Origin of the sequence: Nocardia sp. PE-7, assembly GCF_030486425.1 — a bacterium.
Lineage (GTDB): Bacteria > Actinomycetota > Actinomycetes > Mycobacteriales > Mycobacteriaceae > Nocardia > Nocardia salmonicida_A.
Genome location: NZ_CP129614.1, coordinates 538,618 through 559,202 on the forward strand (window position 1 = coordinate 538,618; position 20,585 = coordinate 559,202).

17 protein-coding genes are annotated in these 20,585 nt (G+C 67.4%); 13 read left to right on the top strand and 4 right to left on the bottom strand.

Features of this window, described 5'->3' with window-relative positions; genetic code table 11:
* Positions 1-31 precede the first annotated feature (31 nt).
* On the bottom strand, positions 32-1,873 hold the full coding sequence (eccA, locus tag QX204_RS02455; RefSeq protein ID WP_301904984.1) for a type VII secretion AAA-ATPase EccA: 1,842 nt from the start codon (positions 1,871-1,873) through the stop codon (positions 32-34).
* A gap of 202 nt (positions 1,874-2,075) precedes the next feature.
* On the opposite strand from eccA, the gene eccD reads away from it, so the two are divergent.
* Genes eccD through eccCa form a run of 3 tightly spaced genes read left to right on the top strand, consistent with a single transcriptional unit; the run spans position 2,076 to position 8,976 of the window.
* Positions 2,076-3,491 (top strand): type VII secretion integral membrane protein EccD, encoded by a 1,416-nt coding sequence (gene eccD, locus QX204_RS02460; RefSeq protein ID WP_301904985.1) that lies wholly within the window; start codon positions 2,076-2,078, stop codon positions 3,489-3,491.
* A complete protein-coding gene (gene mycP / locus QX204_RS02465) occupies positions 3,488-4,897 on the top strand; it encodes a type VII secretion-associated serine protease mycosin (protein WP_301904986.1) in 1,410 nt (469 codons plus the stop codon). The genes eccD and mycP overlap by 4 nt, the downstream gene beginning before the upstream one ends.
* Positions 4,898-4,908: 11 nt before the next feature.
* Positions 4,909-8,976, top strand: coding sequence for a type VII secretion protein EccCa (eccCa, locus tag QX204_RS02470; protein ID WP_301904987.1), 4,068 nt, complete (start codon positions 4,909-4,911; stop codon positions 8,974-8,976).
* A gap of 5 nt (positions 8,977-8,981) precedes the next feature.
* On the opposite strand, the gene QX204_RS02475 is transcribed toward eccCa, so the two are convergent.
* Complete coding sequence (locus QX204_RS02475; protein ID WP_301904988.1) at positions 8,982-9,578, bottom strand: GNAT family N-acetyltransferase; 597 nt, start codon at positions 9,576-9,578, stop codon at positions 8,982-8,984.
* A complete protein-coding gene (locus QX204_RS02480; RefSeq protein ID WP_301904989.1) occupies positions 9,575-10,384 on the bottom strand; it encodes a GntR family transcriptional regulator in 810 nt (269 codons plus the stop codon). The genes QX204_RS02475 and QX204_RS02480 overlap by 4 nt, the downstream gene beginning before the upstream one ends.
* A gap of 281 nt (positions 10,385-10,665) precedes the next feature.
* Here QX204_RS02480 and QX204_RS02485 point away from each other — a divergent pair, with 281 nt between their 5' ends.
* Positions 10,666-11,058: a DUF4254 domain-containing protein gene (locus QX204_RS02485; RefSeq protein WP_301904990.1), complete on the top strand. Its 393-nt coding sequence runs from the start codon at positions 10,666-10,668 to the stop codon at positions 11,056-11,058.
* Between the two features lie 26 nt (positions 11,059-11,084).
* Here QX204_RS02485 and QX204_RS02490 read toward each other — a convergent pair whose 3' ends face one another.
* Complete coding sequence (locus tag QX204_RS02490) at positions 11,085-14,243, bottom strand: nucleotide-binding protein (protein ID WP_301904991.1); 3,159 nt, start codon at positions 14,241-14,243, stop codon at positions 11,085-11,087.
* 313 nt (positions 14,244-14,556) lie between these two features.
* Between QX204_RS02490 and infA the strand changes: the two genes are divergently transcribed.
* From infA to QX204_RS02535, 9 genes are all read left to right on the top strand, one after another.
* The gene (gene infA / locus QX204_RS02495; RefSeq protein WP_003418601.1) at positions 14,557-14,778 is read left to right on the top strand and encodes a translation initiation factor IF-1; all 222 of its coding nucleotides are present in this window, start codon (positions 14,557-14,559) and stop codon (positions 14,776-14,778) included.
* A 145-nt stretch (positions 14,779-14,923) separates the two neighbouring features.
* Positions 14,924-15,037 (top strand): 50S ribosomal protein L36, encoded by a 114-nt coding sequence (gene rpmJ, locus QX204_RS02500; protein ID WP_056818299.1) that lies wholly within the window; start codon positions 14,924-14,926, stop codon positions 15,035-15,037.
* A 177-nt stretch (positions 15,038-15,214) separates the two neighbouring features.
* The gene (gene rpsM / locus QX204_RS02505; protein ID WP_056818296.1) at positions 15,215-15,586 is read left to right on the top strand and encodes a 30S ribosomal protein S13; all 372 of its coding nucleotides are present in this window, start codon (positions 15,215-15,217) and stop codon (positions 15,584-15,586) included.
* A 9-nt stretch (positions 15,587-15,595) separates the two neighbouring features.
* Positions 15,596-16,009: a 30S ribosomal protein S11 gene (gene rpsK / locus QX204_RS02510; RefSeq protein ID WP_019045110.1), complete on the top strand. Its 414-nt coding sequence runs from the start codon at positions 15,596-15,598 to the stop codon at positions 16,007-16,009.
* 24 nt (positions 16,010-16,033) lie between these two features.
* On the top strand, positions 16,034-16,639 hold the full coding sequence (gene rpsD / locus QX204_RS02515; protein ID WP_301904992.1) for a 30S ribosomal protein S4: 606 nt from the start codon (positions 16,034-16,036) through the stop codon (positions 16,637-16,639).
* A 91-nt stretch (positions 16,640-16,730) separates the two neighbouring features.
* A complete protein-coding gene (locus QX204_RS02520) occupies positions 16,731-17,789 on the top strand; it encodes a DNA-directed RNA polymerase subunit alpha (RefSeq protein ID WP_056818293.1) in 1,059 nt (352 codons plus the stop codon).
* A 21-nt stretch (positions 17,790-17,810) separates the two neighbouring features.
* Positions 17,811-18,356, top strand: a complete 546-nt coding sequence (gene rplQ, locus QX204_RS02525; protein WP_301904993.1) for a 50S ribosomal protein L17 — start codon at positions 17,811-17,813, stop codon at positions 18,354-18,356.
* 91 nt (positions 18,357-18,447) lie between these two features.
* Entirely contained in the window at positions 18,448-19,260 is an 813-nt protein-coding gene (gene truA / locus QX204_RS02530) for a tRNA pseudouridine(38-40) synthase TruA (RefSeq protein WP_367620212.1), read from the top strand.
* A gap of 306 nt (positions 19,261-19,566) precedes the next feature.
* Positions 19,567-20,541 (top strand): AraC-like ligand-binding domain-containing protein, encoded by a 975-nt coding sequence (locus tag QX204_RS02535; RefSeq protein WP_301904995.1) that lies wholly within the window; start codon positions 19,567-19,569, stop codon positions 20,539-20,541.
* Positions 20,542-20,585 lie beyond the last annotated feature (44 nt).

Consider the following 20,585-nt stretch of genomic DNA (forward strand, 5'->3'; position numbering starts at 1 on the left):
AATCCGTGGTCGGCCCCGCTCTTTTCGGTGTTCAGCTCAGAGTCGGAATCTGCCCGATATTGAGGGTGGCGACGATCCCGGCGAGCGCGGTCCGCATGTCCGGCTCCTCGATGCGCATCAGCACGTCGTCGTCGACCTCGGCCAGGTCGAGCCCGTCGGTATTGGCCAGCCGGAACTCGCGTTCCTCCTCCGCCGACTCGATCACATTACGAATGAAGCGGCCGTTGCCGGCGAGGTCCACACCGCGACGCGGTTGCCCGCTCTGATCGGTGCTCTCCAGGTTGTAGAGGTAGTCGCAGGTCTCGATCAGGGTGGCCAGTGATTCCGGGGACAGTTGCGAATCCCGGCTGTTCGCCACGATTTCGCCGATCTGTCCGAGCTCGGCGGCGGTGTAGGACGGGAACTGCAGGCGCTTGGCGAACCGGGAGGCCAAGCCGTCGTTGGCGGCGAGCAGCCGGTCGATCTCGCCGTCGTACCCGGCGATGATCACCACGAGCCGATCGCGATCGTTCTCCATCCGCGCCAGCAAGGTGTCCACCGCCTCGCGACCGAACGCGTCGCCGCCGGAAAGGCCGGTCTGGATCAGGGTGTAGGCCTCATCGATGAACAGCACCCCGTCCATCGCGCTGTCGATCAGCTTCTCGGACTTGATCGCCGTGCCGCCGAGGTTCTGGCTCACGAAGTCGACACGTTTGGCCTCGACCACCTTGTCGGTCTTCAACAATCCGACACCGCAATAGATCTTGGCGACCACCCGCGCGATGGTGGTCTTACCGGTACCGGGCGGACCTGTGAAAGCCAGGTGCTGGCCCCTGGATTGACTCGACAGGCCCTTGCCCGCGCGGATCTTGGCCAGCTGTGCCGAGGACTGCAACTTGGCCACCTGGTTCTTCACCGAGGCGAGTCCGACCTGCTTGTCGAGCTGCGCGCGTGCCTCGGCGAGCACGGTCTTGGCGCGGTCCTCGGCGGCGGCCTCGTTCATCGAGGCCAGCGTCGGGGCCGAGTTGGCATCCCACTTGTCGGTGCGCGCGTCGATCACCTCGCGGCTGGTGACCACGATCCGGAAGGTGCGGTCGCGCATCGCCGTCGTGTTGGCCGCGAAATCGGGCAGCTGCGAATAGACCTGCTCGAACAGCTTCTGGGCCTCGGCCTCGTTGCCCGATTCCCGCAGGCACAGGCCGCGGTTGTACATGGCGGTGAACTTGGCCGACGGAATCGGGCCAGCCTCAGCCTGTTCCATCCGCCGGATCGCCTCACCGAACAATCCCAGCTGCGCGCACGCGGTGCCGACCATGACATTCGCACCGGTGGCGAGATAGGGGTCTTTCCAGCTTTCCGAGCCCGCCAGCACGGTCATCACATCCGACCAGCGCTGTGTGTTGTAGTGCAGGATGCCGCGGATGTAGGCGCTGATCCGATCATCGATCTGCTTGTCGGGGTCGTCGCCGCGGCCCGCGCGCAGCTTCGCCAGCTCATCGAGCACCTGCTCGGCCTGGTCGTAGTCGGTATCGGCGATCAGTTGCGATGCCCAGGCCAGCCAGATCTCGGTGAGTCCGGCCAGCGGGTAGTCGATGTAGAGCCCGGGCAGGAAGCGGCCCGCCATGGCCCGCGGTGCGAGGCCGATCCGGCGCTGCTCGCGGCCGAGCGAATCAAGGCTGGTGCGATGCAGATTGAACAGCACCTCCTTGGTCACCTCGCCGGCCGCCGCGCGGCCGAGCCACGCGTCACACATCGACGAATCCCATTCCGTCGCGCGCTGGAAGGCCAGCTTCGCGTACTCCTCGTCGCGCGCGGACTCCTGACCGTCGATGGACAGACCGAGCGAGAGGACGCCCGCGTCGAAGGCACGCTGAGCCTGGCGAATGTCTGGCATGTGGTGTCGGACCCCGAAATCTTCCTTTGATGGACAACTGGTGTTCAATCCGGCGGCAAGACTTCGATCGCGCCGGTTTGCCCTGTCCGTTAGATTAGGTAACGCTGCCGTGTGGTCGCAACGGAAGTAGTCAGCTACGACTGAGAGTTCATCACTGGTGTCGACGTTGTTAGGCAATGAGCCCGAACTATGCCGAGTTTCAGTGATCGGGGGTGATACGCAGCTCGACATAGGTCTACCCGCCACGGTACCGATCGCCGGATTCATCGGTGATCTGGTGGCGCTGATCCGGTCGCGGGATCCCCGCCTGCCGGATGGCGACGAGGACTCCGCCCCCGTCCGCGCCCAGCACTGGACGCTGGCGCGACTCGGCCAAGACCCCCTCGCACCCAGTCGCACACTCACCGAGGCCGAGGTATACGACGGTGAGCTGCTGGTACTGAGCCCGGTGACCCGCAAGGAGTCGCCCGCGCTGTTCGACGACGTCATCGACGCCGTATCCCGGCTCACCGCAGGCGAATTCCGCGGTTGGTCCGGCTCCGCGGCCCGCTGGACCGGGCTCGTGCTGGCGACCGTGTCGATCATCGCCGCGCTCGCGTTGCTGGTCGTCTCACGCGCCGACTCCGATCCGCTCGCGCCCGCGTTGGCGCTGCTCGGCACCGGGATCGCCGCGTCGGCCGCGGCCGGTATCGCCGCGCGAAAATTCACGGATTCGATTACCGCGAACTGGCTTTCGCTGGACGCGCTGCTGCTGATGCTCGGCGGTGGTGCGCTGGTGGTGCCGGGGCCTCTCGGTGCGGGCAGCCTGTTGCTCGGCAGCGTGGTGCTACTGGTCGCCGCGGTGATCGGGTATCGGGTGACCGGAATCGGCGCCGGATTGTTCGCTGCCGCGATCACTCTCAGTGTGTTCGGCGCGGTGGTCGGTGTGATCTACCTGATCTGGCATCCGGGGCTGGCCAAGCTGTTCGCCGGGGTACTCGTGGCCGCGGTGATGCTGCTGTCGTCGGTGCCACGCCTGGCCGCGGTGGCGGCCAGGCTGCCGATTCCGCCGGTACCGACCGCGGGTGGGGCGATCGACCCCGCCGATCACGAACAGCGCCCGACCATCGAGGGCGTCGGTGCGGTCGGTGCGATCGCGCTGCCCTCGGCGGCCGGGCTCGGCGAACGCGCCAGGGTCGCGAATCAGATCCAGACCGGTCTCGTCGTGGCGTGCGCGCTCGCCGCGCTGATCGGCGCCGTCGGCGCGGCCGATCCGTTCGGCTCGTTCCATTCCGGCGGCGTCGCACTCGCGGCCGTCGCGGCGATCGTGCTGTGTCTGCGCGGGCGCTCCTACGCCGATCTGGTGCAGGCCGCCACGCTGATCACCGCCGGTGCGCTCACCCTGCTCGCGCTGCTGACCGGGCTCGGCCTCGGCCACGATTCGCTCGAATTCGTGGCGGTGGCACTGTTGTTGGCGACCGCGGGCGGTGTTGTGGGGTTCGGCGTCATCGGACCACATGTCGAAGTGACGCCGGTGACGAGGCGGATGATCGAGATCTTCGAGTACCTGTTGATCATCACGATGATCCCGCTCGCGCTGTGGGTCATGGATGTGTACTCGACCGCCCGCAACATATGACCGCCGCAGCCATGCGTCGTGCGGTGCTGCGGCTCGCCTGTGCGGCGACCGTGCTCGGCACCGTCGCCGGGTTCCCGATGCCCGCGGGCGCCATCGCCCCGCCGCGAATCGATCCGGGCGCGCTCGACGCCGCGCTGGCGTTGAGCGGTAGACCGGCTCCACTCGAGGCGACCGAACAGCGCGAACTGTGTGCCGAACCGGTGTTGCGTGGCAACGCGCCGCTCGAACCGCCGATGTCGCAACAGGTTCTCGATCTGCCCTCGGCCTGGCAGTTCAGCCGGGGGGCCGGTCAGAAGGTGGCCGTGATCGACACCGGCGTCAACCGGCATCCGCGCCTGCCCGCGCTGCAGGCGGGCGGTGACTACGTGAGCGATTCCGACGGCACCGTCGACTGCGACGGCCACGGCACATTGGTGGCGGGCATCATCGCCGCCCGGCCCGCACCCGAGGACGCGTTCGTCGGAGTGGCCCCGGATGCGGAGATCCTGGCCATCCGCCAGCTCAGCCTCGCCTACGACCGCAAGGACCGGGCCGGTTCGGTCAAGGAGGACGGTGCGCTGCGCAGCGACGGCTACGGCAGTGTGCTCACCCTCGCCGGCGCGGTCGTGCGCGCGGTGGACATGGGCGCCACCGTGATCAACATCTCCGAAGTAGCCTGCACCGCAGCCGGTTCCAATACCGCCGACGGCGCGCTCGGCGCCGCCGTGAAGTACGCCTACGACCGCAATGTCGTGGTCGTCGCGGCAGCGGGCAATGTGGAGCAGGGCGGCCCGTGCCAGAACCAGAACGAGGGGTCCGGCTGGAGTTCGGTGACCACGGTCCCGTCCCCGGCCTGGTTCGCCCCCTACGTGCTCTCGGTCGGTTCGGTCGACGCCGACGGCCAGCCTTCGGCGCTGTCGCTGCGCGGGCCGTGGGTCGGGGCCGCCGCGATCGGCCGCAATATCGTGTCGCTGGACAGCAGGCCCGGCGGCACCGGGCTGGTCGACGGCGTGCAGACGATGGAGGGCGTGCAGCCGATCGACGGAACCAGTTTCGCCGCACCGTATGTCGCCGGGTTGGCAGCGCTGATCCGCTCACGCTATCCGGAACTGTCCGCGCAGCAGGTGATCGATCGGATCACCCGCACCGCGCACGCGCCGGGGCGCGGACGTGACGACGCCATCGGCGCCGGTCTGATCGACCCGACCGCGGCGCTCACCGCGCCGCTGTCCGCCGAACCGCCGAGCAAGGGCGCCGATGTCGGCCATCCGATCGCCGAACCGTACGCGGCGCCGGAACCGGATTCGCGACCGCGACAGGTCGCGATCGCGGGATCGCTGTTCCTGTTGGCCGCCTTGGGAATCGGTGCCGCGTTCGGGTTCCCGTTCCGTCGACGCGGCGTAGACCTCAATCAGGAATTCGAGTAGTAGAGGGATCGATGGCAACCGAAGGTTTCGTCCGTCGCCCCCGGATCGCGCCGCCGCGCGCACCGGGTGGTGAAGTCTCGCTCACCCCGCCGCCGGAGATCCAGCGCGCCATTCCGTCGCCGCTGATGATGAAGCTGATGCCCGTCATCATGGTGATCGCGGTGGTCGGCATGATCGCGATGATGGCCACCATGGGCCGCAATCTGCTGGCCAATCCGATGATGATGATGTTCCCGATGATGATGCTCATGTCGATGGTCGGCATGATGGCGGGCATGCGCGGCGGTGGCCCCAAGCGCGCCGTCGAGCTCAACGAGGAACGCAAGGACTACTTCCGGTATCTGGACCAGGTACGCAAGGATGTGCGCACCACCGGCACCAAACAGCTCGAGACCCTGGGCTGGAGTCATCCCGAACCCGCCGATCTGCCCTCGCTGATCGGCAGCAGGCGGATGTGGGAGCGCCGCCCCAACGACCCCGACTTCGGGCACGTCCGAGTCGGCGTCGGCAGCCACCGCCTCGCCACCAAGCTGGCCAGGCCCGAAACCGGTCCGCTCGAAGACCTGGAGCCGGTCTCGACGGTGGCGCTGCGCCGATTCGTACGTACCCATTCGGTGGTGCACGAACTGCCGACCGCGGTCTCGCTGCGGGCCTTTCCCGCCATCAACATCGGCGGCGACCTCGACGAGGGCCGCGAGCTGGTGCGGGCCATGCTGATGGAACTGACCACCTTCCACGGGCCGGACAATCTCGTCGTCGCCATCGTCTGCGCCGATCCGGACGCGCAGTGGGCCTGGGCGAAATGGCTTCCGCACGTGCAGCATCCGTCGGTGCGGGACGGGCTCGGCTCGGCGCGGATGATGTACACCTCGCTCGGTGAGCTCGAATCGGCCTTGCAGACCGAGCTGATGGAACGCGGCCGGTTCATGCGCAATCCGCAGCCCACCCAGGGCAGGCTGCATTTGGTGGTGGTGATCGATGACGGCTACATCAGCGGCAACGAACGCACCATCAGCGAATCCGGCCTCGACTCGGTGACCGTGCTGGATCTGACCGCACCCGAGAACGGACTCGCGGCACGGCGCGGCCTGCAACTGGTCGTCGCCGACGGTGCGGTGTCGGCGCGCAGTGCCGCCGGGGTGGAGCGGTTCGCCACGGCCGACGAGGTCAGTCCGGCCGAGGCAGCGGCCTTCGCCCGCTCGCTGGCCCGCTACCGGCTCGCGACGGCCGCGCAGATCGTCAGCCTGGGGGAGGGCACCACCAGTGACCCCGGCCTGATGGCGCTGTTGCGTATTCCCGATGCCGCCCAGATCGACCCGGCTCGGGTGTGGCGCCCGCGAACCGCGCGGGAGCGCCTGCGCGTGCCGATCGGTATCACCCCGGACGGCACGCCGGTCGAGATCGACATCAAGGAGTCGGCCGAGAACGGCATGGGTCCACACGGCCTGTGCATCGGCGCCACCGGCTCCGGTAAGTCGGAATTCCTTCGTACGCTGGTGCTTTCGCTGGTCACCACCCACTCTCCGGACGCGCTCAACCTGGTGCTCGTCGACTTCAAGGGTGGTGCGACCTTCCTCGGTCTGGACTCGCTGCCGCATGTCGCGGCCGTGATCACCAACCTCGAGGACGAGCTCTCGCTGGTCGACCGCATGAAGGACGCGCTCGCCGGTGAGATGAACCGCCGCCAAGAGCTGCTGCGCTCGTCGGGCAACTACGCCAACGTCACCGACTACGAGAAGGCAAGGGCGGCAGGCGTTCCGCTCGATCCACTGCCCGCACTGTTCGTGGTGGTCGACGAGTTCTCCGAATTGCTCTCACAGAAGCCGGATTTCGCGGAGCTGTTCGTGATGATCGGCCGCCTCGGTCGCTCGCTGCACGTCCATCTGCTGCTGGCCTCGCAGCGCCTGGAGGAGAACAAGCTGCGCGGCCTGGAGTCGCATCTGTCCTATCGGATCGGTCTGCGTACCTTCTCGGCCAACGAATCACGCGCCGTCCTCGGCATCACCGATGCCTACCACCTGCCGAGCGTGCCCGGCGCGGGCTATCTCAAGAGCGACGCGTCCGAACCACTTCGGTTCAATGCCAGCTATGTCTCGGGTTCCTATGTGGCCCCGGTCGGCACGGTCATCGACGACGACGGCGCGCCGGTCGGCGGACAACGGCCGGTGGTGTTCACCGCGGCCCCCGTCGAGGCCGCCGAGATCGAGCCGGAACACGAGGAGACGGACCCGATCCTGCGCGGTCGGCCGGAACTGCCGCCACCGCCCCCACCCGCCGGGCAGAGCACCGAGGAGGGCATCCCGGATTCGCTGCTCGACGTGGTGGTCAAGCGGCTCACCGGGCACGGCAGGCCCGCCCACGAGGTGTGGCTGCCGCCGCTGGAGGAATCGCCGACCGCCGATATGTTGCTGCCCGACCCGGACTGGCGTTCGCCGGTGAACCGGCACGGTCAGCTGTGGATGCCGATCGGTGTCATCGACAAGCCCTACGAGCAGCGCCGTGACGTGCTCACCATCAATCTCGCGGGCTCGCAGGGCAATGTCGCGGTGGTGGGCGGCCCGCAGTCGGGCAAGTCGACCACGCTGCGCACGATCATCCTGGCCGCCGCCGCCACGCACACGCCCGAACAGGTGCAGTTCTACTGCCTCGACTTCGGTGGTGGCAGCATGGCCGGTCTGGTCGGCATACCCCACGTCGGTTCGGTCGCCGGTCGCCTCGACGGCGACCGGGTGCGGCGCACCATCGCCGAGCTCACCACCCTGATGCGCCAGCGCGAGGAACGGTTCGCCGAGCTCGGCATCGAATCGATGGCCGAGTTCCGTCGCCGCAAGTTCTCCGCGCTCGAGGCGCGGCAGATCAACGGGACCACCGCGGCACCGGGCGATCTGCTCGCCGCCGACCAGTTCGGTGACGTGTTCCTGGTGATCGACGGCTGGGGCGCCATCCGCGAGGAATTCGACATCCTCGAACCGCTGATCAATGCCATTGCCACCCAGGGTCTTTCCTTCGGTGTGCACCTGATGATCGGCGCCTCGCGCTGGGCCGAGATCCGGCCGGTGGTCAAGGACCAGGTCGGTACCCGGCTGGAGCTGCGCCTCGGCGACCCCGGCGACTCGGAGATGAATCGTCGCACCGCGCATCAGGTTCCGGTCGGCAGGCCGGGTCGCGGTCTCACCCGCGAGCAGTTGCACATGCTGATCGCGCTGCCCCGCCTGGATTCCGACTCCGACCCCGCCACGGTCGCCGACGGCGTCACCAGGGCGCGCGAGGAACTCATCGCGCTGTATCCGGGCCGACGTGCCCCGCAGGTGCGGATGCTGCCGCTGAGTTTCCCGCGCGACGAGGTCGTCGGCGCCGCCAGGGAACAGGGCGTCACGCTCGACCGCAGCAAGGTCGTCGTCGGTCTCGGCGAATCCGAATTGCAGCCGCTGATACTGGATTTCGGTCTCGAACCACACTTCATGGCCTTCGCGGACGTGGAATGCGGCAAGACCACGCTGCTGCGCAATATCGTGATGAGCATCGCCGAGCAGTCCGACGCGTCCGAGGCGCGGGTGATCCTGATCGACTATCGGCGCACCATGCTCGGCGTGCTCGAGGGCGACCAGCTGGCCGGGTACTCGACCTCGTCGCAGACCTGTGGGCCGATGATCGCCGAGGTCGCGGCCTACCTGGCCAAACGAATCCCGGGTTCGGACATCACCCAGCAGCAACTGCGCGAACGTAGCTGGTGGTCGGGCCCGGAGATCTATGTCGTCGTCGACGACTACGACATGGTGGTCACCGGATCGGTCAACCCGTTCGCCCCGTTGCTCGAATACCTGCCGCAGGCGCGCGATATCGGCCTGCACCTGGTCGTCACGCGACGTATCGGCGGTGCGTCGCGTGCGCTGTACGACCCGGTGCTCGGCGCGATGAAGAACCTGTCGGTGCAGACACTGATCATGAGCGGTTCACGGGACGAGGGAAAACTGATCGGCGACGTCCGCCCGAGCAAGATGCCACCGGGGCGCGGCACGTTGGTCTCGCGCAGCCAGGGAATCGAGCTCGTGCAGATCGCCGACCTGCCACCGCTGTAGGCGGGTCAGTCCTGAAGGGAGGCTGCCGAGAACCCCCGCTGCGCACCCGCGATGGTGAATCTCGGCGGCAACCGGGACGGCCAGGTCGCGGTCTGCCGTTCGAACAGGGCCCTCGACGGTCCGGTCGCGACCGGACCCGCGACTCGCGTCAGCACGAAACCCGCACGGCGGTAGTAGTCGTGGAGCCCGGTATTGGTAGTCCAGGCGTCGAGACGAACCCACGGCCGTTGCTCTTCCTCGGCCAGCGCGGCGGCATGCGCCAACATGTGATCACCGACCCGCAGACCCGCGAACCGCAGATCGGTGATCATGCAATGCACGATCACCGACTCGGCCAGCTCCCACGCCGACCACAGACCGGGATCGGCCCGATGGTTGACCGTGATCGTCCCCGCCGGCTCACCGTCCACCTCCGCGACCCACGTCTCACCCCGGTCCAGTGCCCGCCCGACCGCCCCGGCGAAGATCTCGATCGGCCGTCCGCGTCCGGCCACCGTCCACTGATCCGACCCGCGTGCGGTCAGCCACGACGTGCGCTGCACGCGCAGGCGGCAGATCAGCGGCAGGTCGCCCAGGGTGGCCGGGCGCAGGCGCACCGTCATGGCAGCGCGACGGCCGGCCGGGGTGCGATGCCGAGGGTGCGGGCGATGATGTCGGTGCCCATGGTGTCGCCGAGCTGGTAGGCCAGTTGATTGCGGCCTGCCAGGGAGCGGTGCCGGGTGGCGCGGGTGACGCGGTCGTGATTGGCGCCGATGCGCAGGTGGTCGAGCAGGACGGTGCCGGTGGCGACGCCGAGGACCGCCGCTTCCTCGGCGGTGGCGGCGCGGGCCAGCACGGTGTCACGGTGGGCGGTCTCGCCGTAGCCGCGGTCGGCCAGGCGGCGGGTGGTGCCCTCGGGGATGTCGTGGGGGGAGTCGATGCCCGCGGCCTCGGCGAGGTCGCGGGGGTAGAAGCTCACCTCCCACGACCACGGTTCGTTGTCGAGGTACTGCACCACCGTGCGGGCCAGCACCCAGGAGTCGGCGGCGACGCCGAGCCAGCGCGCGACTTCGGGGTCCGCGGGTTCCATCCTGGTGCTGAACTGCTTGGACGGTTCGCGGTTGGCCGCGCGCGCGATCTCCTCGAAGATGTCGTGCGACGACGGGGGCCGGTCGCGACGGATGTGGTCGGTGACCACCGATTCCAGTACTTCCTGATTTCGCACGATGGTGCCGCGGGAAGTCGCTGTGTAGACCAGATTCTCGGCGACCAGTACCTGAATCGCATTGCGTGAGGTGGTGATCGAGACCTGCATCTGATCGGCGAGCTCGGAGTGGCTGGGCAACCGGTCGCCCGGTTTCCATGTGCCCGCGCGGATCTCCTCGCGGAGGAGGTTCGCGATCCGGAGATAGGTCGGACCGTCCGCCATCATGCTCCTCGGTAGGTCGTGCAGGTAACGAAGTGTACTCGTATCGGTTACCTACGGCCGAGTAATGCTTGACAGAGAGCTTGCGAGGTTTATTGTAATGAACGTCCTGATCCGGTGCTCTGCGGCGATGACGGCGAGGCAACGTGGCTGGTTCGGAGAGTTCAACAGTTGTAATGGCTTTCCCCGACACTATGCGGAGTGTCGACACCGCCGGGCACCCGGCAGCTACCGGTCCGTTACCCCTCTCCGACATTCTCGTTCGGGCGTGTCGCGGACATCGGGTGGTCGGTGGACCGCTGTTGTGGTTCGCGCGTGATCTGGCCGTGCTGCACGAGAAACGCGTCGTCGGGCGCGGCGGACGGGTCGACACCGATCCGGTGGTCCTCCGCGAAATAGACTGTCGCCGTGGGGAACTGGTGTTGGCGATCGACGACTGGGTGCTGCGCGGAGTGCCGCAGCATCGCCTCGGCGCGTCGCTGCACACCGAGACCGTCGGCGCGGTCATCGACCGCATGGCCGAGGCTTCGGTGCGTGCCCACCATGCCCTCATGACGTTGGCCGCCAACGACGAGATGCTGCACTGCGCATGGCACCACCTGGCCGAATTGGCCGATGCCTACGACGATCTGGTGCGCGACGTGCTGGCCGGGCGCAGGCGGTTGCCGGAGTGGTGACCTGACGCCGCGTGGTTCGTCGTGGGTCAGCCGAGGCGGTGGTGGTGAACGCTGAACTCGTCGGCCACCGTCGCCGCCAATTCGACATAGGCGCGCTTGGTGGTCTTGTGCAGGCGGTGCAGGTCGATTTCGGCGCCCTCGGAGAGGTGCTCGTCGAAGGGGATGATGTGGACGGCTCGGCAGCGGGAGAGGAAGTACTGGCGCAGCTGCTGGACGCCGACGTTGGGTGAGCCCTCACGCGGCAGGTTGATGACGACGACGGCGTTGCGGACCAGGTGGTCGTGGCCGTGCAGCGACAGCCAGTCCAGGGTCGCGGCCGCGCTGCGGGCGCCGTCGATGGCGGCCGAGGAGATCAGCACGAGCGAGTGGGCGAGGTCGAGGACGCCGCTCATCGCCGAGTGCATCAGGCCGGTGCCGCAGTCGGTGAGGATGATGTTGTAGAAGCGCTGCAGGATGCGGGCCACGGCCCGGTATTCCTCGTCGTTGAACGCTTCCGATGCGGCCGGATCACGCTCGCTGGCAAGGACTTCCAGTCGGCTGGAGCCCTGGGAGGTGTGCCTGCGGACGTCGGAGTAGCGCTGGATCGCCGGGTCGAGCAGCAGGTCGCGCACGGTCGAGCGAGTCTGGATGGCCACGCGCTGCGACAGGGTGCCGAAGTCGGGGTTGGCGTCGACGGCGATGACTCGATCGCCGCGGATCGAGGCGAAGATCGAGCCGAGGCCGGTGGTGGTGGTCGTCTTGCCGACGCCACCCTTCAGTGAGAGCACCGCGATGCGGTAGTCGCCGCGCACAGGTTGGCGAATACGGGCAACGAGCTCCTGCAGGCGCAGTTCCTCCGCCGACATCCCGGGGTTGATCGCACCGCCGGACACGTGGTGCACGGCCTTGCGCCAACCGCTGCCGGGGGCCTTCTTCGCACGCTTGACCGGGACGTCGTCGAGCGAGGGCTGGTAGCCCTGCGGCTGTGCGCCCCAACCGGGTTGGCCGTAGGGCGGTTGCTGGCCCTGCTGGTAGTTGCCGGGCTGCTGGTACTGCTGCGGGGTCGCGTTGGGCTGCTGGTACTGCTGCGCCGGGGTGCCGTCGGGCTGGTACTGCGGGCCGTTGGGCTGGTTGTACTGCTGGACCGGGGTGCCGTCGGGGTGGAACTGCTGGGCCGGGCCGTTGGGCTGCTGCTGGTACGGCGCGACAGTGCCGTCGGGCTGGTGCTGTGGTGCCGGGAACTGTTGCTGCGCGCCCTGATTCGGCTGTTGATACTGCTGTGCGGGAGCGGCTTCGGGTCGATACTGCGGCGCCGCACCGTCGGGTCGCTGGGCGATGCCGTCGGGTCCGTAGGTGGGCAGACCATCGGGCTGCTGGTGCTGGGCCGGGGTGCCGTCGGGACGGGGATACGGCGATGCGCCGTCGGCCGCTTGCACGAATTCACCCGAGCGATAACCGGTTTGCGCACCGCTCTGCCGGTTCGGCTGCCCGTGTTCGCTACTCGGCACACGATTCTGCAGCCGGGGATCATCGGACCGGATGACCTCGGTCCGCCCATCCGGCGCGTGCGTCGGGACAGCGGGCGTGGGATCGCCGGGCACGGAGTTGTATTGCGTCGGAGGATAAGTCGTGGGCCGCGCGTTCTCGCCCGTCGCGTACGGCGACCGCTCCTCGCTAGGTCGTTGCGGAGCCGCGGACTCGCCGGAGCTGTAAGGCGACCCGTGCTGCGGCGCGGATTCGCCTGCGGCATGCGGGGACCGGGCATCCGAATGCCCGGTTTCCGAGGATGCCTCAGGCGTCGAGGTCGGCGGTGTCTGCGCTACGTGGTGCTGCGGTGCGGATTCGCTGGTGGTCCGCGCGGTTTCCGACTGGGGTTCGGCCGTCACCGGTGTCTGCGTGGGCTCGGATGCGGCAGGGACCGCCGTTGTCGGCGACGGTGCGTGATCGGCGAACGAGTCCCACGCTGCCTGCGGTTCGGCCACGCTCGGCCGCGCGGTGCTGTCGGCGGCAGTGGTGTTCGCGGGTGCTTGCTCGTCGGGCATCGACCATCCGGCCGAGTGCCGCGCACCGATCGTCTGCGATTCAGCCGACTCAGCGGGGGAAGGCGGTGTGGCCTGCTCGGACTCACTGCGCGTGGAGGTCGACTGTGTGGTGGGTTGCCCGCCTTCTTCACCAGGCGTCGCCGGTGGGGAGGTGGCGGGGCCCGCCTGCGCAACTTCCTGGTCGGCGGTGACCGGCCGTGATTCGGCGGCGGTCGGCGGGACGGTCAGGCGTGGTGGGGCCTGGGTCGGCCGTGCGGGCGGGTCGGGCAGGGGAGGGGGCGGGGGGAGATCGGGCCGCTGGTTCGGCCCCAGCGGGGTGAAGCCGGTCGACGGTGGTGCCGGCGTACGCGTGGGGAGCGCGTTCGCGGCGTGATCCGCCGCCTCGGTGGTCGGTGCGGCTGTTGCCGGGCCTGCGTGAGCAGGCCCGCTGGTGGGCGACGGCGCGGGCGGGATCGGCGGGGGCGCGGCGGCGGAAGTCGGCGCGTGATCCGCTGTCGGCTGACCCGTCTGCCACGGGGCCGGACTGATCGTCGACGCCTGGCCGACGGCCCACGGCGCCGGATCCGCTGCCGACGGACCAGGGGCGGACGACGGACCATGGGCGTCCGGCCGCGGCGCTGGATCGATCGATGACGGCGGTGCGCTGGTCGGCGCCGTCAGACGGTCCGGGGCGGGCTGCCTGCCGACGCTCGGCTGCTCGGGCACAGCCTGCTGGTACTGCCCCGCCTGCTGATGCGGGGCGGGCTGCTGAAACGCGGCCTGACCCTGGGGCGGCTGCTGCTCGCCGGGATAGCCGGACTGCTGGTGTGGCGGCTGGTCGTAGGTGGGCTGCTGACGCGGCTGCTGGTGTGACGGGCCGGGGATCAGTGGGTTCGCGGGCGGCTGAGTGGACCAACCGGACTGGTGGGTCGGCTCGGCCGGGCGTGCGGAGTGCTGCTGAGCGGGGGCTTCTTCCTCGGACTCGCGGTCCTTACGGCGGCGCCTGCCCTTGTCCTTACGCGCAGCATCGTCACCGCGGCTCATGAAGCGGCGGCGTTTGGGCGCCTCGTCGATCTCGTCGTCCTGGGGCAGGTTCTCGACCGGAGCCTCGTACCCGACCTGCGTGACGTCGCTCTCCGACAGCCACGGCGGCAGCATGGGGAGGCTGTCGTTGTTGCGGCTCACCGGCACGCCTCGCTCACCAGGGTCCCCCGATCTGATCGACCCACTTCTCCGACGTCGGTGAGTTTACGCGACAACCCCAACGCGGTGGTGGCCGCCTCGTAGCTCCGGATCAGCCCGTTGATAGCTCAGCGCGAGGCCCCGTCGAGGTGTACGGTTCGGGGCACTTTTGCCTCTGGCCGCCCGGCCCGGTAAGCTTGAGCGGCGGTGCACCTATGCGCCGACTGTTCGCATGCATGTCGACGGGCTCTTGGTTGACGCTACACAGCGGACGGCCATCAAACTCAGGTTGAGCGTAACCGGGATCGCGGAGGATATGGCGAAGAAAGACGGGGCCATCGAGGTCGAGGGTCGAGTTGTCGAGCCGCTGCCCAATGCGATGTTCCGGATCGAGCTCGAGAACGGTCACAAGGTTCTCGCGCACATCAGCGGAAAGATGCGGCAGCACTACATTCGTATCCTTCCGGAAGACCGCGTGGTCGTCGAGCTGTCGCCGTACGACCTCTCACGCGGCCGGATTGTCTACCGCTACAAGTGATGCCTGACGGCGTCGCGAGCCCCACCGGCGCGCGGCGTCGCACAGTGTCCCGGCAACGGGACGCACACCAGACTTCCCCAGTCTTCTGGCTGGGGAAAAACTGTGTTCACACCACCTGTGTGGACCAAGAGAAGATTGGACTGACGTGAAGGTTAATCCGAGCGTCAAGAAGATCTGCGAGAAGTGCAAGGTGATCCGCCGTCACGGCCGGGTCATGGTGATCTGCGACAACCTGCGCCACAAGCAGCGTCAGGGCTGATTCAGCCTCACCACCGGGCACCGATCGTCTGATCGGACTGACCGAAAGAAGCACTCCCAGTTCCAGCGCGTACGTACGTGTGCGCGCCATCCACCGGCACGGAGGCCGGTGCCCCCACTTTGTACACGGGGGGACGGACGGGGAGCAGACCTCCGCAACCATTAAGGAACCTGCCACATGGCACGTCTGATGGGCGTTGATCTCCCGCGCGAAAAGCGCATGGAGATCGCGCTGACCTACATTTTCGGAATCGGGCGCACCCGCGCCGCCCAGATCCTGGCCGAGACGGGCGTCAGCCCGGACCTGCGCTCCAAGGATCTCAGTGACGACGACCTGTCGAAGCTCCGCGACTTCATCGAGGGCACGGACTACAAGGTCGAAGGTGACCTGCGCCGCGAGGTTCAGGCCGATATTCGTCGCAAGATCGAGATCGGCTGCTACCAGGGCATCCGCCACCGTCGTGGCCTGCCTGTTCGTGGTCAGCGCACCAAGACCAACGCGCGTACGCGCAAGGGTCCGAAGAAGACCGTCGCCGGCAAGAAGAAGTAGGGATAGCGTATGCCTCCGAAGAGCCGGGCCGCTGGCCCGAAGAAGACTCAGAAGTCGCGTCGCCGGGATAAGAAGAACATCCCGCACGGCCACGCGCACATCAAGAGCACGTTCAACAACACCATCGTCTCGATCACCGACCCCGAGGGCAATGTCATCTCGTGGGCGTCGTCGGGTCACGTCGGTTTCAAGGGTTCGCGTAAGAGCACCCCGTTCGCCGCGCAGCTCGCTGCCGAGAACGCTGCCCGCAAGGCGCAGGAGAACGGCGTCAAGAAGGTCGACGTGTTCGTGAAGGGCCCGGGTTCGGGCCGCGAGACCGCGATCCGTTCGCTGCAGGCCGCAGGCCTGGAAGTGGGCTCGATCTCCGATGTCACTCCGCAGCCGCACAACGGCTGCCGTCCGCCCAAGCGGCGTCGCGTCTAATAGCGGGAAAGGAAAAAGCTCAAAATGGCACGTTATACAGGCCCCATCACCCGCAAGTCGCGTCGTCTGCGCGTCGACCTCGTCGGAGGCGACCAGGCGTTCGAGCGTCGTCCTTACCCGCCCGGCCAGCACGGCCGCGCGCGGATCAAGGAATCCGAGTACCTCATGCAGCTGCAGGAGAAGCAGAAGGCTCGCTTCTCGTACGGCGTCATGGAGAAGCAGTTCCGTCGTTACTACGAAGAGGCCAACCGCCTCAAGGGTAAGACCGGCGACAACCTGCTCCGTCTGCTCGAGTCGCGTCTGGACAACGTCGTGTACCGCGCCGGTCTGGCTCGTACCCGTCGTCAGGCCCGTCAGCTGGTCAGCCACGGTCACTTCATCGTCAACGGTGTCAAGGTGAACGTCCCCAGCTACCAGGTCTCCCAGTACGACATCATCGATGTCAAGGAGAAGTCGCTCCCGACGCTGCCGTTCCAGGTGGCTCGCGAGACCGTCGGCGACCGCCCGGTTCCCGGTTGGCTGCAGGTCGTCCCCGGCCGCCTGCGCATCCTGGTGCACCAGCTGCCCGAGCGCGCGCAGATCGATGTGCCGCTGCAGGAACAGCTCATCGTCGAGTACTACTCGAAGTAAGCGCTTTTGGTGGGGGCTGCTCACACAGCGGCCCCCGCAATCACTGACGAGGCATCAAATAGCGGATGCCCTGAACAGGAAGTAGATCCTCATGCTGATTTCCCAGCGTCCGACACTGACCGAAGAGGTTGTGGCGGAGAACCGCTCGAAGTTCACCATCGAACCCCTCGAGCCGGGCTTCGGTTACACCCTCGGCAACTCGCTGCGTCGTACCCTGCTGTCCTCCATCCCGGGGGCCGCGGTCACGAGCATCCGCATCGACGGCGTCCTGCACGAGTTCACCACCGTTCCCGGCGTGAAGGAAGATGTCACCGACATCATCCTGAACCTCAAGGGTCTGGTCGTGTCCTCCGAAGAGGACGAGCCGGTCACCATGTACGTGCGTAAGCAGGGCCCGGGCACCGTCACCGCCGGTGACATCGTCCCGCCCGCCGGCGTCATCGTGCACAACCCGGACATGCACATCGCCACCCTGAACGACAAGGGCAAGCTCGAGATCGAGCTCGTCGTCGAGCGGGGCCGCGGTTACGTGCCCGCCGTGCAGAACAAGGCGACCGGCGCGGAAATCGGCCGGATCCCGGTGGATTCGATCTACTCCCCGGTGCTCAAGGTGACCTACAAGGTCGAGGCCACCCGTGTCGAGCAGCGCACCGACTTCGACCGTCTCATCCTCGACGTGGAGACCAAGAACTCCATCACGGCTCGGGACGCGCTCGCTTCGGCGGGTAAGACCCTGGTCGAGCTCTTCGGCCTGGCCCGTGAGCTCAACGTCGAAGCCGAGGGCATCGAGATCGGCCCCAGCCCGGCCGAGGCTGATCACATCGCCTCGTTCGGTCTGCCGATCGAGGACCTGGACCTCACCGTCCGGTCCTACAACTGCCTCAAGCGCGAGGGTGTGCACACGGTGGGCGAGCTCGTTGCCCGCACCGAGTCGGACCTGCTCGACATCCGTAACTTCGGCCAGAAGTCCATCGACGAAGTGAAGGTCAAGCTGCACACGCTCGGCCTCTCACTCAAGGACAGCCCGGCGTCGTTCGACCCGTCCTCCGTGGTGGGTTACGACGCGAGCACCGGAACGTGGAGCGACAGCGGCACGTTCAGTGATACCGACGGCGGCGAGCAGGACTACGCCGAAACCGAACAGCTTTAATACGCCCAGGAGAAACCCACAATGCCCAAGCCCAAGAAGGGTCGCCGGTTCGGCGGCTCGGCGTCGCACCAGAAGGCGATCTTCGCCAACCTGGCCACGGCGCTTTTCGAGCACGGTCGGATCACGACCACCGAGGCCAAGGCCAAGGCGGTGCGTCCCTACGCCGAGAAGATCATCACCAAGGCGAAGGCCGGCAGCCTTGCCGACCGTCGTGAGGTCATGAAGGACATCCGCAACAAGGACGTCGTCCACGTCCTGTTCGCCGACATCGGCCCCTCGTTCGAGGGTCGCGAGGGTGGCTACACGCGCATCACCAAGGCGCTGCCGCGCAAGGGTGACAACGCGCCGATGGCCATCATCGAGCTCGTCCGCGAGAAGACCGTGACCAACGAGGCCGATCGGGCCCGTCGTGTCGCCGCTTCGCAGAAGACCGAAGAGGCTCCGGCCGCTGAGGTCGTCGACGAGACCGTCGTCGACGAGACCGTCGTCGACGAGACCGTCGCCGACGAGACCGTGGCTGACGCCCCGGCCGCCGACGAGGCCACCGAGGACAAGAAGGACGCCTGATTCTCAGGAGTTCTGCCGAGCCCGTCACCCTTCGTGGGTGGCGGGCTCGGTTCTTTTCCGTGTGCGAAATCAGGAGGATGGCATGACTCGGGTGCGGCTCGGGATCAGTTACGACGGCACCGATTTCACCGGCTGGGCACGCCAGCCGGGGTTGCGCACGGTGCAGGGGGTACTCGAGGAGTCGCTGTCGAAGGTGCTGCGTGAGCCGCTGCAGCTGACGGTCGCCGGGCGCACCGACGCGGGTGTGCACGCCGAGGGGCAGGTCGCGCACTTCGACACGGAGTCCGAATTCGACGCCGACAAGTTGCTGTACCGCATGGCGAAGTTCCTGCCCAAGGATGTCCGGATCACCGAAATCCGCACTGCTCCCGCCGACTTCGACGCCCGCTTCTCGGCGATGCGCCGCCACTACGCCTACCGGCTCACCACCGCCCCCTACGGTGCGCAGCCGTTGCAGGCGCGCGGTGTGGTGCCGTGTAAGCCCGGCGTCGACCTCGATGCCATGCGCGCCGCTTCACGCAACCTGTTGGGCCTGCACAACTTCGCTGCGTTCTGCCGCCGACGTGAGGGCGCCACCACCATCCGCGAACTCCAGCGCTTCGACTGGGAACGCGACGGCGACCTGCTCACCGCTTACGTCAGCGCCGACGCCTTCTGCTGGTCGATGGTCCGCAGCCTCGTCGGCGCCGTCCTCGCTGTCGGTGAAGGCCGCCGCACCCCCGACTGGACCAAAACCCTTCTCGCTGAAACGGAACGATCCAGCTCGGTCACGGTCGCCCCCGCCCACGGCCTGAGCCTTGTCGCCGTCGACTACCCCGCCGACGCCGAGCTCGGCGCGCGCAACATCCAAACCCGGGAAACCCGAACGGTTCCGGCGCCCGACGAAGGTTGCTGTGGCGACTGACCCTCCGCATAGGGTTCCACGATTTGTGATACTCAACAATTCGAATGGCGATTCTATATCGCTTCGACGTGACGTCGACAGCCTGAGAATTGCGCAACTCCCTTGTGGCACTGCCCGATTGCGGTGGGCCCGGGCACGTTGGCAGGGTGTTTTTCGGTGGCGGTGCTAGGTTTCTCTCGAGTGTTGGTACCACGATAGAAATAGGTGCGGACTGTGGAAGCCTGCCCGGCCTCATTCGATGAACGGGAAGCGGTCGTATCAGATGCCCGCGTCCCGATAGTCGCAGCGAAATAGCGGAATCCGACGATGACAGCATTCGAGGGATTTCCCGAGGTCTGCTCGACCGCGCGGATCGCGGCGTCGGATGCGTTCGAGCACTGGGAACAGTTGGTCGCTCGCGCGATCACCGAAGTGTCGATCTCACCCACCGTGCCGCGCCCGTTCGAGGGTCGAATCAGATCGGCCGACTTCGGGGATATCTCCGTAGGCACCGTGATTGCCGAAGGTCACGAATTGCGCCGGACGCAACGGCATATTGCCAGAGCCGATGAATTCCATGTCGTCGGTAGCGTCGTACTCGCCGGGCGCGCCCAGGTGGAGCACGCGGGAAATCGCGTCGAGATGACGCCGGGCGCGATGATCTTCTACGACACCGCCCAGCCGATTCGGTGGCGCTCCGAGGGCATGATCGAGGACCTCACCATCCGTGTGCCCCGCCAGCATGTCGTCGACTACCTGGGGGTTCGTGCCGACGTTCTGCCTGCTGGGATAGTGATCGGCGACGGCGGCGTCGGGCCGATGCTGGCCAGGTTCTTCCAGCGGGTCGCCGAGTTGCACCGCGTCGATCCGGAATCCGCGGCAGTGCTCGCGAGCAGCGGGATCGACCTTCTCGGCGCTGCGGCCACGATCGCGTCGGGCGGTCGACCTGGCCGGGCCCAGATCGAGGCTGTGAACGGGCAGCAGGTGCTGGACTATCTGCGCGCCAACTTCACCGACCCCGGCTTGACGATCGAGCGGATAGCGGATGCCTGCGGGGTATCGCGGCGCACGCTCTATCGGGTGGTCGCGGAGTTCGAAGGCGGTCTCGGGGGAGTGCTGCGCGGACTGCGCTTGGAGCGCGCGCAGGTGTTGCTGGCAGCGGACGACTTCCATTCGATCGCCGCGGTGGCGACGGCGTCGGGATTCGCCACCGAGCGACAGTTCTATCGTGCGTTCCGGACGGCGACGGGCATGACACCGGGCGAATACCGAGTGATTGCTCGTTCCGGCGCCCAATTCTGAGGCCGACACCCACCAGATTACGCATGGTGATGTGTCTCACATGG